The organism is Laceyella sediminis, from assembly GCF_003003125.1.
Classification (GTDB): Bacteria; Bacillota; Bacilli; order Thermoactinomycetales; family Thermoactinomycetaceae; genus Laceyella; species Laceyella tengchongensis.
Genome location: NZ_PVTZ01000010.1, coordinates 24,550 through 39,207, shown reverse-complemented (window position 1 = coordinate 39,207; position 14,658 = coordinate 24,550). Strand labels below are relative to the sequence as shown.

The 14,658-nt window shown below is 50.6% G+C and carries 16 protein-coding genes; 12 read left to right on the top strand and 4 right to left on the bottom strand.

Translation table 11 applies throughout. The features are described 5' to 3' along the window. Positions 1–13: 13 nt before the first annotated feature. Positions 14–1,468 (top strand): reverse transcriptase family protein, encoded by a 1,455-nt coding sequence (locus tag CLV36_RS12275; RefSeq protein WP_106342847.1) that lies wholly within the window; start codon positions 14–16, stop codon positions 1,466–1,468. 20 nt (positions 1,469–1,488) lie between these two features. On the opposite strand, the gene CLV36_RS17005 is transcribed toward CLV36_RS12275, so the two are convergent. Beyond that, a complete protein-coding gene (locus tag CLV36_RS17005; protein WP_146130637.1) occupies positions 1,489–1,689 on the bottom strand; it encodes a hypothetical protein in 201 nt (66 codons plus the stop codon). 153 nt (positions 1,690–1,842) lie between these two features. Between CLV36_RS17005 and CLV36_RS12270 the strand changes: the two genes are divergently transcribed. Together CLV36_RS12270 and CLV36_RS12265 are read left to right on the top strand one after the other, a co-directional pair. Beyond that, on the top strand, positions 1,843–2,388 hold the full coding sequence (locus tag CLV36_RS12270; RefSeq protein WP_106342846.1) for an NUDIX domain-containing protein: 546 nt from the start codon (positions 1,843–1,845) through the stop codon (positions 2,386–2,388). Then, complete coding sequence (locus CLV36_RS12265; protein WP_245888359.1) at positions 2,358–3,563, top strand: endonuclease Q family protein; 1,206 nt, start codon at positions 2,358–2,360, stop codon at positions 3,561–3,563. The genes CLV36_RS12270 and CLV36_RS12265 overlap by 31 nt, the downstream gene beginning before the upstream one ends. Before the next feature lie 21 nt (positions 3,564–3,584). Here CLV36_RS12265 and CLV36_RS12260 read toward each other — a convergent pair whose 3' ends face one another. Further along, entirely contained in the window at positions 3,585–3,965 is a 381-nt protein-coding gene (locus CLV36_RS12260) for a hypothetical protein (RefSeq protein WP_106342844.1), read from the bottom strand. 539 nt (positions 3,966–4,504) lie between these two features. Then, positions 4,505–4,627 (bottom strand): hypothetical protein, encoded by a 123-nt coding sequence (locus tag CLV36_RS17905; protein ID WP_281257257.1) that lies wholly within the window; start codon positions 4,625–4,627, stop codon positions 4,505–4,507. 140 nt (positions 4,628–4,767) lie between these two features. Here CLV36_RS17905 and CLV36_RS12250 point away from each other — a divergent pair, with 140 nt between their 5' ends. The 8 genes from CLV36_RS12250 to CLV36_RS12215 all read left to right on the top strand — a co-directional run bounded on the left by CLV36_RS12250 (position 4,768) and on the right by CLV36_RS12215 (position 11,357). After that, positions 4,768–5,244, top strand: coding sequence for a hypothetical protein (locus CLV36_RS12250; protein ID WP_106342842.1), 477 nt, complete (start codon positions 4,768–4,770; stop codon positions 5,242–5,244). Between the two features lie 89 nt (positions 5,245–5,333). Then, complete coding sequence (gene spoIIM, locus CLV36_RS12245) at positions 5,334–5,996, top strand: stage II sporulation protein M (protein WP_106342841.1); 663 nt, start codon at positions 5,334–5,336, stop codon at positions 5,994–5,996. A gap of 103 nt (positions 5,997–6,099) precedes the next feature. Beyond that, positions 6,100–6,579: a ferric iron uptake transcriptional regulator gene (gene fur, locus CLV36_RS12240; protein ID WP_029071798.1), complete on the top strand. Its 480-nt coding sequence runs from the start codon at positions 6,100–6,102 to the stop codon at positions 6,577–6,579. Positions 6,580–6,679: 100 nt separating this feature from the next. Further along, entirely contained in the window at positions 6,680–7,810 is a 1,131-nt protein-coding gene (gene ald / locus CLV36_RS12235) for an alanine dehydrogenase (protein WP_106342840.1), read from the top strand. Positions 7,811–7,873: 63 nt separating this feature from the next. After that, entirely contained in the window at positions 7,874–8,122 is a 249-nt protein-coding gene (locus tag CLV36_RS12230) for a DUF4227 family protein (protein WP_106342839.1), read from the top strand. Between the two features lie 382 nt (positions 8,123–8,504). Next, positions 8,505–9,686 (top strand): phosphopentomutase, encoded by a 1,182-nt coding sequence (gene deoB, locus CLV36_RS12225; RefSeq protein ID WP_106342838.1) that lies wholly within the window; start codon positions 8,505–8,507, stop codon positions 9,684–9,686. Between the two features lie 10 nt (positions 9,687–9,696). Continuing rightward, positions 9,697–10,518: a purine-nucleoside phosphorylase gene (locus CLV36_RS12220; RefSeq protein WP_102992181.1), complete on the top strand. Its 822-nt coding sequence runs from the start codon at positions 9,697–9,699 to the stop codon at positions 10,516–10,518. Between the two features lie 14 nt (positions 10,519–10,532). Next, positions 10,533–11,357: a purine-nucleoside phosphorylase gene (locus tag CLV36_RS12215; protein ID WP_102992182.1), complete on the top strand. Its 825-nt coding sequence runs from the start codon at positions 10,533–10,535 to the stop codon at positions 11,355–11,357. A gap of 99 nt (positions 11,358–11,456) precedes the next feature. Here the strand turns inward: CLV36_RS12215 and CLV36_RS12210 are convergent, their stop codons facing one another. After that, positions 11,457–11,990, bottom strand: a complete 534-nt coding sequence (locus tag CLV36_RS12210; protein WP_181353017.1) for an NADPH-dependent FMN reductase — start codon at positions 11,988–11,990, stop codon at positions 11,457–11,459. Positions 11,991–12,258: 268 nt separating this feature from the next. Between CLV36_RS12210 and CLV36_RS12205 the strand changes: the two genes are divergently transcribed. Further along, a complete protein-coding gene (locus CLV36_RS12205) occupies positions 12,259–14,541 on the top strand; it encodes an immune inhibitor A domain-containing protein (protein WP_106342836.1) in 2,283 nt (760 codons plus the stop codon). Positions 14,542–14,658 lie beyond the last annotated feature (117 nt).

Genomic DNA, 14,658 nt, shown 5'->3' with positions numbered 1-14,658 from the left:
GGAGGGAGATCGGATGTCGGAGGAAAAACGTCCCTTAACCAGGGAAGAGTGGATTCAAAAAGTGAGTGCAAACGGGCGGGAAGCGACCATTCGCGAAGAGATGATCCGCATGGGCTTCTGGAGCAATGATTCATTGACGGAGGAAGAGAAGAAGCAACAGCAAGCCGAGGATGAGGAGCGCGCCCGCTTAGCGGCGGAATTGCAGCGGTTGCAGTCCAAAGGCATGAGCATGCCCAAGGTGCAGCAACTATTGCAAGAAGTGCGCCAAAAGCGAATTGAAGCCAGCAGAAAAAGACGAGAGGAACAAAAGGCAGAGCGAGAACAGAAGCGCCGCGAGGCCAAAGCAGCGTGGGAACAGCACCGCGCACGCCATGTTGTGTATGCAGGAGAAGGGGTTTCAGGTGGATTGGAAAACAAGGAAACCCAGACAGAAATGTTGCGCCAAGCTGGGTTGCCCATCGTGACCACTGCGGAAGAGTTAGCGGAGGCGATAGGAATCTCCGTAAGCAAGCTCAAATGGCTTACATACCATCGCAACACGGCGACACTGTCCCATTATTTCCGATTCACCATCCCCAAACAAAATGGGGAAGAAAGGGAAATTTCCGCTCCCAAACAAACGCTCAGGCAAGCACAGGCTTGGATTAAGACCCATCTTCTCGACCGCCTGCCGGTACACTCTGCGGCGCAAGGGTTTGTGCCGGGGAAAAGCATTGTGGACAACGCGAAACAGCATGTCGGCCAAGCGGCAGTAATTAAGATGGATTTGCGAGATTTTTTTCCCAGCATTCATTTTTATCGGGTTCGAGGCTTGTTTCAATCATTTGGGTACAGTGAGATGATCAGTACGTTGTTGGCGCTCCTGTGTACCGAACCGCCGCGCCGCGCCGTCACGCTTGGAGGCCGTGTGTACCACGTGGCGATCGGGGAACGCCAGCTTCCACAAGGGGCCTGCACCAGCCCGGCCATAACGAATCTTTTGTGCCGTCGCTTGGATGAGCGTTTGTCAGGGTTAGCACAAAAGTATGGCTTTCAATATTCGCGCTATGCTGATGACATGACTTTCTCTTGTTCAGAGGCTGGAATCGGCCAAATCGGCGCCGTCATAAACCAAGTGCGTCGGATAGTGGCGTTTGAAGGATTCACCGTCAATGAAGATAAAACGAGAGTGTTAAAGCGGACCAATCGGCAGACAGTGACGGGCATTGTAGTTAACGAGAAGATCAATGTCAACCGCCGAGAATGGAAACAGTTTCGGGCGTTGTTGCACAATGTTGAAAAAAACGGCCTTGAAGCGGAAAACCGCAAAGGCCATCCGCATTATTGGGATTACATCAAAGGGTACGCCAACTTTGTACGCATGGTGCGCCCCGATTTAGAAGAGAAGCTAATTCGGCAGTTGCGAGCCATTGCGGTGAAACATCGCTTGTCTCTGCCTGGATGGGCTAGAAAAACGGTTCAATCATAAAGGCATTGGGGCCGAGCCGATCAAGGCTCGGCCTTTGTGCGTTGATTGGGAAAGAGTCGATGTATGGGCTTCTCTTTCCGCAGTGGACGGGACAAGCGCTGTTTTCGTTCGATGAGCTGTTTTACGGTTAGAGGATGGTTAGTCAATTGGCGCAGATAGGCACGCACTTGCCAGCCTTTGCCGCTCACGCAGAAACTTGATTGTCGCCAGGTGCATTTCATCTGGATCACCACCGGAGATTATTTGTCTTAACCAGCATTGACACATCATCTTATCCATATGCGTAAACGGCTGTTTCCATTTGTACGAGAATGGTCGGTTTGGAGATGGATGTGAGTTATAATAAGGAATAGATTGAGACAGGAGTGACAACGATGCGAAATTTTGAAGAAAAAACGATTGCGAGTCAAACGATATATACGGGCAAAGTGGTTCAGCTACAAGTAGATGACGTTCAATTGCCCGATGGCCGCGCTGCCAAACGCGAAATTGTGAAACACCCGGGCGCCGTCGCCGTTCTGGCTATTACGGATGAGGGGAAAATGGTGCTGGTGCGGCAATTCAGAAAGCCGTTGGAAAAGACGATCCTAGAAATCCCGGCAGGTAAATTGGAAGTGGGAGAGGATCCCGGGGATTGCGCGGCACGAGAGTTGGAAGAAGAAACGGGTTACCGGGCCACGGGCTTGACGCATGTGGTTTCCTTTTACACCTCTCCCGGATTTTCAGATGAATGTTTGCACATTTATCAAGCTGAGGGTTTAACAAAAGGGGAAGTGAACCCCGATGAGGATGAATTTGTGGAATTGGTTGAATGCACGCTGGATGAGTGCCTAGATCGAATTCAAAGTGGCGACATCATGGACGCCAAAACGGTGGCCGCAGTCTACTTATGGCAAGCCCGGGTGTCGAGTGGGAGATGAAGTTGCAAGAGATTTTCGCCGACTTGCATATCCATATTGGCAGAACCCAGGGCAATCTCCCTGTAAAAATCACAGCGGCGAAAAATATGACGTTTGAGGCGATTATAAAGGAAGCGTTTCACCGCAAAGGCATTCAGCTGATCGGAATCATCGACGCCCAGTCCCCTCCGGTACAGGAAGAGATTCAGGCGGGATTGGACAAGGGGCTTTACCGTGAACATCCGGAGGGTGGCATCACGTATGGGGATACGACATGCGTGTTGGGGGCAGAGATCGAGCTTAAGGAGGGGGCCGGTGCGTTTCACGTCCTGGTGTACCTGCCGGGCTTGGAACAGATGCGAGAACTTACCGCCTGGTTGGAGCGCTATATGAAAAACGTCCAGTTAAGCACGCAACGGTTGCGGCAATCGGCTCTGGCCCTGCAAGAAAAAGTATGGGAGTGGGGTGGTTTGTTTATTCCCGCCCATGTATTCACCCCGTTTAAAAGTGTTTACGGCAATGCCGCACCCCGCATGGAGCAATTGTTGGACATGAAGAAGGTATCGGCAGTGGAACTCGGGTTGAGCTCTGACTCGGTTTTGGCAGATCAACTATCCGAGTTGGCACCGTTTACATTTGTCACCAATTCGGACGCTCACTCTCTACCCAAAATCGGTCGCGAATACAATCAATTGCTGGTGCGAGATGCTAGTTTTCAAGAATTGAAACGGGCGCTCGCCAGAGAGGGTGGCAGGCGCGTCCTAGCTAATTACGGCTTAAACCCCAAGCTGGGAAAATACTATCGAACCCGTTGCTTGAATTGTGACGAATTGTGGCCGTCAAGCCAAATCGCCTGTTGCCCACACTGCGGTAGCCCGAAAAAGGTGAAAGGCGTGAAGGACAGGATCGAGGAGATCGCCGATCAACCAAGTAGCCACCCGACACACCGTCCCCCATATATTTATCAAGTGCCGCTTGAATTCATCCCCAAACTGGGCCCCAAAACCCTGGACAAATTATTGCAGGCATTTGGAACGGAGATGAACGTGCTTCATCATGCGGAGTTGGAAGAAATCCGCCAAGTAGCCGGCGCGGCTATCGCCCATTACATCCAATTGGCGCGCGAGCAGCGGTTGGCATTGTCCGAAGGGGGCGGCGGCGTTTATGGCAAAGTTGATCCACTACAAAAAAGCTAACCGATGTGGTTAGCTTTTTCCTTACTCTCTGGCTCCGTGTTTGCGCAAAATGGATTCCGCTTCTTGCACCCGGTCTTCCGAGGTTGCAAACACAGTGACTGACACATCCTCAAGTGAAGACAGGGGTTGGCCACCAGACAGTCCGCTGGCGTCGGGATGGGCGGCCTGCATAACGCTCTTGTCTGGATCGAGACGGGGACTACCCAGCGTGCTCTCAGCCAATGACATCCGCGGGTTTTCGAACGGATTACTATACGTGGCGTCTCCGTCGGCGTCTTTTCCGCCGCCCAAGGGAGAAAAACGGCTCACATCAACTTCAAAGCCGGCCTGTCGTAGCTCTGCAGCGGCTTTCTGTGCGGCATCAATCGTTTGGAAATATCCGAATATCGCTCTTTCTGCCATTGTTATCCTCCTTTCCCCCTTAATGTCGGCCAGTTGTAAAGGAGTTATTCTGAAAGGAAGCGGGGCAGAAAAAGAGGGGGGGATTGCTTCCGTCATCTATGCTAGGCCGCTGTGATATGATAAATTGATGGTAATGCGACACTGGAAAGAGAACGGATAATGGAACAATCATCAACGAATCGCACCCGTGGATGTACACCTTTATGTTTGTGTAGGATCATCAATCGCTGTTGCTACCCTGTCGCAACACAGGTGATGAGACTGGGAAACGCTTTGTCGTGGCGAGGCATCGCAATGGAGGCGAGAAAGTGGTGGAGGCGATCAGTTGATACAACGGTGGATCAACGTTTTAGCAACTTGTTTTTTGTGCGCCACGCATGAGTGCGATGATAAGCCGTGTGAGTTTGGGATGATAGTTGGGGTGACGCCTGCATCGGGCTTATCTGTTAGTCCGTGAAAGGTTATAATAATTTCAGATAAATATAATATTTGGAGATGGCTGGATTTTATAGGCAAGGGCGGGTTGCTTCGACTTTTTGCTAGGGTGTGTCTGATGAATAGGCCAGCGGCTCCAAAACCATTTTCTCATTCGCTTCACGCGTGGCGAGGCGCTCATCGAGAAAAGGTTTTTCCACCGCTTCTTCCCTACCAACTTGATTCACCAGACACGCCCTAGATGGACAAGGCTTGAAATGTGTGGGTGCGCCCTGAGAGCCATCCCTGCCAAATGGGACACCAGGCCGCACCCACCATTCCTCCCCCGGTCAAAGGGGGCCGAGGCATCTTGGAGGAGGCGTATGGGATGAATGTGAGTCCACTCATCTGGTCAGGGAAAGTGTTGACGAATCTCATGACCTTATTAATTGTGTTCATCATTGGCTTAATTGCGATCAAATCATTAATCTTCCTGTTGAGACGCAAGCGAATCGGGTATCTATTAGCTGGGTTCAAAGCGATTTGGGTATTGTTTGGCTTCAGTTATTTTTTGTTCATCGGCTTTTATGTGTTTCAAAACATGCTTACCTCGGAGACATCTGAAGATTGGTTGCGCAATGCGGTGATCACCTTTGTGATTTTGTTGGTCGGAATTATGTGCTGGCTGGGGCCCGTGCGTGGGATTTTGGGATTGAGCGTGCAAAAGGCGCATGTGCGAACCGAGCAAAGCAATGCTTCGGCCGATGGATGGGTGGTGGAAAGCTGGCTAGGCGAGGGATCAGGCTTCCACTTGTATGCAGTTGGAGAGAAAAAAAGTGAATCTAACAAAGAGTGGGGCAGTTGAATTCTTTTCTCAAACTCTAGCTTCATACGGCATACCTCTTCCATTTTAGTCATAGAGTAGTGTGACGGGACTGAAGGAGGCGAAGTCGGATGAAGCAGAAGAACAAGTGGAGACGGTCGATTCAATCGCACATTCAGCAACAACGGTCACCCTATTTGTTTGTCACCGTCTTGTTTATGATGGGGGTGATCTTCGGGGCAGTGATCGTCAATACGCTCGATCCCGCGCAAAAGGACGGGCTGTTGACTTACTTGGGCCATTTTTTTAGGGGATTGGAGCAACACACGATTGCTGAGCCCGAAGTAGCGTTTCAACACGCGTTGGGGGATCATTTGAAAACAATTGGCCTCATGTGGATTTTGGGTCTGTCGGTTATCGGAATTCCCCTTTTGCTGGTGTTCATATTCTTAAAAGGCCTGGTGATCGGATTTACGGTCGGGTTCCTAGTCAACCAACTGGCGTGGGAAGGATTGTGGTTCGCCTTTGTATCAGTGGTGCCGCAAAACTTGCTGATGATTCCGGCGCTCATTATTGTGACAGTGGCGGGGATTCACTTTTCCACCTTGCTCGTCAAGAATCGGTTGATCCACTATCGGGGAACCATATACCCACAGTTCGTCTCCTTTTCGCTCTTGGTGACGGCCATGGCTGTCGTGATGTTGGTTTCAGCTGCATTAGAAGCTTACCTTTCACCAGTCATGATGAAAGAAGCGATTCCAACAGAACAATTGATGGATCAATCATGGAATTAACGCCGGTTTTAAAATAATTATTATCTAATAGTGTCTTTCATGTGGTTTGACTCTTCTGCGACTCTCCAATATAATGGTGTCAGATAAACAGGGGGGTGTTTTTGTGGAAGACCGGGTGAAACAAATTAAACAGCAATTATCCGCCCATAATTATAAATTAACCCCCCAACGGGAAGCGACGGTCCGTGTGCTACTGGAAAATGAAGAGGATCACTTAAGCGCAGAGGATGTCTACCTGTTGGTGAAGGATAAAGCTCCCGAGATCGGTTTGGCCACGGTTTATCGGACATTGGAGCTATTAAGTGATTTGCAGATCATCCACAAACTCAATTTCGGAGACGGCGTTACACGGTATGAATTCAGAGCAGAAGGGGCGGAGCATCATCACCATCACCTCATCTGCCTCAATTGTGGCACGGTGGATGAAATCATGGAAGACTTGTTAGGTCCGATCGAGGTGCAAGTTGAGAGAGAATATGATTTTCAGATCATTGACCATCGCTTAACCTTTCACGGGATATGCCACCGATGCAAAGGAAAAGTGACCGACCCCAAAAAATTAGTAGGTTCTAAAGTGACGTGAGATCTTTTTCTTAAAAAGGTCTCATTTTTTTGTGTTGCATCAATAATTCCTCCGTGAATGGCGCATGAATATGATAGGAGACTTAAGGAGGGATTTGCGAATGAAAGTAGGAGTGCCAACAGAAATCAAAAACAATGAGAACCGTGTCGCCATCACTCCGGCGGGGGTGGATGCGCTGGTGCAGTCCGGCCATGAAGTGCTGATCCAAAGCGGTGCCGGAAATGGGAGCGGTTTCACAGATGACCAGTATGCAGAGCATGGAGCCAAAATCATGGGCAGTGCCAAAGAAGTATGGGAAAACGCCGACATGATCATGAAAGTGAAAGAACCGCAACCGGAGGAGGTTGCTTATTTTCGGGAAAACCTAATTCTTTTCACTTACCTGCATCTCGCACCAGAACCGGAGCTCACCCGGGCGCTAATGGATAAAAAAGTGGCCGCCATCGCTTACGAAACGATTCAATTGGATAACGGTGCGTTGCCGTTGTTGACCCCGATGAGCGAAGTGGCCGGACGGATGTCGGTGCAGATCGGGGCACAATTTTTGGAGAAGCCCAAAGGGGGCAAAGGGGTCTTGCTCGGCGGCGTCCCCGGGGTACTGCCTGGAGAAGTGGTGATTATCGGTGGTGGCGTCGTAGGTACGAATGCGGCCAAAATCGCTTTGGGGATGGGAGCCAATGTGACCATTCTCGATATTAATGCTGATCGGTTGAGACAACTGGATGATCAATTCCAAGGCCAGTTGCGGACGTTGATGTCCAACCGTTACAATTTGGCTGAAGCAGTTGCCAAAGCTGATTTGTTGGTAGGGGCGGTATTGATACCGGGACGCCGCGCACCGAGATTGGTGACGGAAGAAATGGTTCGCGGTATGCAACCTGGTTCAGTGATTGTGGATGTGGCGATCGATCAAGGGGGGTCCATTGAAACGATCGACCGGGTGACAACCCACAGTGAACCGACATATGTGAAGCACGGGGTAGTTCATTATGCAGTGGCCAATATGCCAGGAGCGGTACCGAGGACATCGACCATCGCGTTGACCAATGTCACGATTCCGTACGCGGTTCAGATCGCCAACAAAGGATTGACACAAGCAGTCGCCGATAACCGTTTTCTGGCGCGGGGGGTCAATGTCATCAACGGGCAGGTCACCTACTCTGCCGTTGCCGAAAGCTTGGGGCTTACGTATGTGCCGCTGGAAGAGGCGCTTGGGCATCGCTTGGCATAACTCGCATAACTTGACTCCTTTTCCCATACCTTATAGCAATACGGGGTAAAGGAAAGATGGATGATGGTCATTTCACTTCGCCGTTTGAAACGATGGAGCCAATTTTTTTTGCTGTTTGTGCTGTTCACGTTGCTTTTGTACCAGCTGTTCTCTTTATTGGTGCCTCTGTTCAAACCGGATTACATGTATAAGGAGCCGAACGGAGGCGCCGTCAAGGTGTTTGGGCATCAGCAGGAAACAGCGCGAGTGGTCGAGGCGCCTGCACAAAAAATAAAGGAACGGTTGCTTATGTTCTATTGGCTGGGAGAATGATATGAAACGGCACCGCCTGTCCGTTTCTTTTTTTTCTCCAAATGTAATGAATTTCTTCTTTATGATTTGAATTAGGGGTATATAATGTAAGATGGGGGACGACATCACATCAACGGCTTACCGCATGCGTTGCGTTGCCACATCAACTTCCCTACCATTCATTCGTCAAAGTACAAGGAGGGCCCGTGCCGCCATAACGGGGCAATGGTGATCTCCTTTCTTTTGTCGTTTTGTGCACATCGTGTGCATAACCAGGGTGTGTCGTTATAAGGTTTTGGCTTATCCACTTGATTGGCCAGCCACGGCAAAGTTAACCGATTGATGTTTGTTGCTCTTTAACCCCTCATGACGGGGGAAGAGGTTGTTATTTGGAGGCGATTTCATGAGACGATTTCCGCGTGTGTCCCTGATCGTATTGGACAGCGTTGGCATCGGCGAGATGCCCGATGCGGCTGAATACAATGATGCCGGGGCACATACTTTGGGCCATATAGCCGAATTTAAAAATGGGTTACATATGCCGAACATGCAGAACATGGGGTTGGGAAACATTGAGCCCATCCGCGGCATTGAAGCGGTGAATGAGCCGCGGGCTTATTTCGGTAAAATGAGTGAACTGTCCAAAGGCAAAGACACCACCACAGGACACTGGGAGTTCATGGGGGTGTATACGGATAAACCCTTTAAAACATATCCCGACGGTTTCCCCCGGGAGTTGATTCAAGCGTTTGAAGAGCGGACAGGCCGCAAAGTGCTGGGCAACAAGCCTGCTTCCGGCACCGCAATTATCGATGAATTGGGCGAAGAGCATATGCGCACAGGCGGCTTGATTGTATACACATCGGCAGACAGCGTGTTTCAGATTGCCGCGCACGAAGAGGTTGTGCCGTTGGAAGAGTTGTATCGTTGTTGCGAGATTGCCCGCGAGTTGACCTTGGATGAAAGATTTTCCGTCGTCCGCGTCATCGCGCGTCCGTTCATCGGTTCGCCTGGCCAATTTACCCGCACGGCTAACCGTCGCGATTATTCGGTGAAACCGCCACATCCAACGGTATTGAATGCCTTGAAAGAGGCTGGCCGGGATGTGATCGCCATTGGCAAAATTTCCGACATTTACGCTGGAGAAGGGATTACCCGCGCCATTCACACCAAATCCAACATGGACGGCGTTGATCAGTTGCTGAATGTCATGAAGGAACCGTTCAATGGTTTGGCTTTCGTCAATCTGGTCGACTTTGACGCCAAATTCGGCCATCGTCGCGATCCGGTTGGATATGCTCAAGCGTTGGAAGAGTTTGACACCCGTTTGCCAGAGGTGCTTGACGCATTGGGTGAAGAGGATCTCCTGATCATCACCGCCGACCATGGAAACGATCCAACTCACCACGGTACAGACCATACCCGGGAGTACACGCCGCTGTTAGTTTACAGCAAATCATTGCCGCAAGTCGGCAAATCACTGGGTGTGCGTGGCACTTTCGCGGACATCGGCGCAACGTTGGCTGAAAACTTTGAAGTGCAACTGCCCACCATCGGCAAAAGCTTTTTAAATGAACTCACATGAGGTGATCCATATGACAACCCGTGCACACATCAGAGAAGCGGCGAAGTACATTCGTGAAAAATGCAAGGCCACTCCCCAGATCGGACTGATTTTGGGATCAGGCTTGGGCGTCTTGGCTGATGAGATTACTGACGCTGCCCACATCCCATACCAAGAGATTCCTCATTTTCCTGTATCTACGGTTGAAGGGCATGCCGGTGAGTTGATCATCGGCGAGCTGGAAGGGAAATCCGTTTTGGTTATGGCGGGGCGTTTTCATCTGTATGAAGGGCATGCGGTGGAAAAAGTTTCGTTCCCTATTCGCGTCATGAAAGAGTTGGGTATTGAGACCTTGGTAGTGACCAACGCGGCAGGCGGCATCAATGAAAGCTATGAGCCTGGCGACCTCATGCTGATCAAAGACCACATTAACATGATGTTCCGCAATCCGTTGATCGGCCCCAATGATCCGGAATTGGGCGTCCGCTTCCCGGATATGTCCAATGCGTATGACGGCGAATTGCGCGAGCTGGCGCACCGTGTTGCGGGAGAGCAAGGCGTCCAGTTGAAAGAAGGGGTATATGCCGCAGTGCTGGGGCCGTCTTATGAAACACCGGCGGAGATTCGCATGCTCCGTGTGTTGGGCGGGGACGCAGTGGGCATGTCTACAGTGCCAGAGGTAATCGCGGCCCGTCATGCCGGCATTCGCGTATTGGGGATTTCTTGCATCACCAACATGGCAGCGGGCATCTTGCCGCAACCGCTCAGCCACGATGAAGTGATGGAAACGGCGAATCGAGTGAAAGAAATGTTTATTCGCCTGGTCAAAGGCTTGGTTCGGGAAATCGCATAAGGAGGCGCAAACAGATGAAGCTGAGAGAAAAGATCGAGGCCGCCCAAAAGAAAATCACCGGCTTGACAACTGTCAAACCGGTGATCGGATTAATTCTTGGATCGGGCTTGGGTGACTTGGCCAATGAAATCGAAGACGCAGTGGTTGTGCCGTACAAAGAGATTCCGCACTTTCCGGAATCCACTGTCGAAGGGCATGCCGGCCAATTGGTCATCGGCACATTGGCGGGCAAACCGGTGGTGGCTATGCAAGGGCGCTTCCATTTTTATGAAGGGTATAGCCAACAGGAGGTTGTGTTTCCGGTTTATGTGCTTAAAGCGCTTGGGGTGAAATGCTTGATCGCCACCAATGCGGCTGGGGGGATGAATCCAGCTTTTCAACCGGGCGATCTGATGGTGATCACCGACCATCTTAATTTCACCGGCGCTAATCCACTGATCGGGCCCAATGATGACGAATTGGGGCCGCGTTTCCCTGACATGTCCCAAGCGTACACCCCTGCGCTTCGCGAACTGGCGCACCGGGTGGCCGATAAGCTGGGCACCCGTTTGCAACAAGGCGTCTATGCGGGAGTGAGTGGGCCGACCTATATGACGGCGGCGGAATTGATCATGTTGCGTCGTGTTGGCGGAGATGCGGTTGGGATGTCCACTGTTCCCGAAGTGATCGCCGCTCGGCATGCGGGTTTGGATGTTTTGGGCATTTCTTGCATCACGGACATGGCCGTCGGTGAGGACTTGGGATCAGAGCCGCTCACCCATGAACAAGTGGTGGAAGTGGCCAATCGGACCAAACCGGTGTTCATGAACCTGATTAAAGGCATTGTGCAAGAAATCTGAAGCAAGTGAGGCCGCTATCGACGAAGAGATATGTTGATTGGGCATGGCATCGCCGCCTTGTACGCGCTGGATGGAGCGCGTACGAGGCTGGCGGTGCCTTTATTTTTTGGCTAAAAGGCGGGACAATGATGCCCATTCAGTCAAAAGTTGCTCCAACCGTGGAAGAACTTCCGGGCTGATGCGCCCGTGTTCATCGAAATCATTTTTATCTACAATGCATTGTTCGGCGAGGACGAGACCGCCCACACCGCGGATGACGAGACGCAAATTGTTCAGCGCGTTGATTCCTCCTTTTCCACCTCCCGCAGCACAGGCGAGCGCGACTGGTTTCTTTTGGAAATGACTTCCTCCCAAAAAGTCAAGCGCGTTTTTTAGGGCGCCGCTCATGCCGTTATGGTATTCGGGCGTCACGATAAAAAAGCCATCTGCTTGGCTGGCTGATTTTAGCCATGCAGCCACTTCCGGCTGTTGGTACGTTGATTCATCCCCGTCATAAATGGGCAAGGGGCGTTGCTGGAGATCCCATAGTTCTGCACTGGTTCCGGATTGATTTAAGAAAGAGGCCGCCGCCTGCGCGATCCGGAGGGAATTGGACTGTTTGCGAGGACTGCCGCTGATGATTAAGAGATTCATGATTGATCGCTCCTTTTCTGTTTGGTGTCTGAGACCAATATTATGAATCATTAGAAAATGATATTATTATGTTTTGTTGAAGTCAATCCGTTTTATTTCTAAATGGTGTTTTATTTTTGTTTTTTAAAAAAATCCCATTTATTTATCCGCCAAGATCATTCTTACGAACGTGACAATGAAGCATTGAATTATGGATAAATCTTGAAAATAATTAGACTTCATTTATAATGGAAGTGAGTTTCCATTTATTTGGAGAAGGGGGTTCGATATGAAGCGAAACAAGCCGATCATCGCCTTGATAACATCCTTTTGCGTGGCGGCGGCGGTTGCGGGTACACCTCCCAGTAGCTTTGCTTCATCATCAGTAAACCAAAAGGATCTCGCCCGTGCGATTGATTGGTCGACTGTCAATGAGCAAGCTTTGATCGAAGCCCTGAAAAAACGAGGCAAACTGAGGCCAAATGCCACTGCGGTGGAAATAGAAGAAGCGATTAAGGCGTATGTGAGGCGGGGAAGCAACCCGCACAGTGCAACGGATGGGATTGATACATCCAAGCCGTTCGGCAAGCGGGCTTATAAGAACAAAAAAGCTGTGCAAGCCAAAGCGGCCCGCAACATCGCTAAGGCGAAAGAAGGGGACGCGGCAAGCAAGCCAAGCAAACGCAAGCATGTCGACCAAGCGGTGGTAGCGTTGATCGAATTCCCGGATTATTCCCATAATCAACTGCCCGATCCAGGTGATCGCTCTTTTTGGGTAAAGGATTTCAGCTCTGCCCATTATTGGAATTTGCTATTTAACCGTAATGGTTTCAAAATGGATAATGGTAAAAAATATGTGTCTGCTACACAATATTATTTGCAGCAATCGGCAGGTTTTTGGGCCCTGGACGGCAAGGTGACGCCTTGGGTCAAAGCAAAGCATGACGCGGCCTATTATGGCGCACATGATGTTGGCGACGGTTATGAACTCAACGACGTTCGGGCACAAGAATTGGCTAAAGAGACGTTACCGGCTGTGGCCCGGCAAATAGCAGGGAATGAAGACAAATATGATCAGCGCGACCCCTATGACATCGATGGAGATGGTGACGTGATGGAACCCGACGGTTTGTTGGATAATTTGTTCATCGTCCATTCGGGCATGGGAGAGGAAGCCGGGGGCGGGGAGTTGGGAGATGACGCGATTTGGTCCCACCGCTCTGTGATCGGGCCGGAGCCAGTGCCCATCCCGGGCACCAAACTGAAGGCGTTTGATTATATCATCCAGCCTGAAGACGGTGCGACGGGAGTATTCGTCCATGAATATGGCCATAACATCGGCTTGCCTGACGAGTATGATACGGGTTACACCGGTACCGGCTCTCCGGTGGAAGCATGGTCGCTGATGTCTTACGGTAGCTGGACGGGCACAATTCCCGGAACAGAGCCGACTGGGCTCAGCGCATGGTGCAAACTGTTTTTTCATGAATTGTATGGTGGCAATTGGCCTCAACCAACAGTTATTGATATCAATCACTTAAATCACAAGCGAACGTTTCTTCTCTGGGAAGCGGTTGCCAACAGAAAGCGAGGAAAACTACTTAAAATCAACCTCCCTGACCGGCTGGTAGATCCGCCGACGCAACCGCTCGGTTCTAAAGCCTATTTCTCAACCAAAGGCGATATGTTGGACACCCGCATGGTTTCACAAGAAATCGATCTGACCCAAGCGAAGTCGGCGAAGCTTCGTTTCGCTTCCTGGCGCAAGCTTGAGGTGGGATATGATTATCTATATGTCAATGTGTACACAGACGGCGCCGCTCATCCCGTGAGAGTGAAGGCTTATTCCGACACAACCAATGGAGCTTGGGTCAATGATGAAGTCGACTTGAGCGGTTTTGTCGGCAAAAAGGTGAAGGTGGAGTTCCGTTATGTCACCGACATCGCAGTGACCGAAGAAGGTTTTTATGTTGATAATATCGTTGTAGAAGCGGATGGCAAAGCGGTGTTCAGCGATGATGCGGAAGGAGCGCCACTCTTTGTGCTGGAGGGATTTGCATTGTTCGATGGTGCCAAGATCCCTTATGCCCATTATTATTTGGTGGAGTGGCGCACCCATCGGGGAGTGGACCGAGGCCTAGCTCATGTGCGTAGAAACGACAGTCTCCTTTCTTATGATCCGGGGATGCTGGTCTGGTATTATGACGCCCGCTTCGGCACAGATAATATGACGGGGAAACATCCAGGTGAAGGGTTTGTCGGGGTGGTTGACGCCCACCAGCGCGGACATTATTGGAGCAATGGGCAAGTGGGCAGCACCCGGTATCAAGTGAATGACGCCGCTTTCCATGTTAAGCCCACCTCCCCGATCCATGTGATTTACCCTGATTATTATATGAAATACGATTCTTTGCCGGGCGTATCCGTGTTCCATGACGGCAACGATTATTCTAGCCCTTTCAATCCGGCGGGAGGCAAAATTTTGCCATACCACGGATTGCAAATCAACCTTGACGCGGTGAGTCCCGATGAAAAAACGGCGGTCATCACCGTATCCAAGCAAACGAAATGACAAATACGTCTTATTTTTCAAGGCTTTCCTGTCCGATTGAGGCGGGAAAGTCTTTTTGCATATTTTTCCATGAAGGAGGCAGACTAAAAAACACCGGAAGATATAGGAGGGAAATCC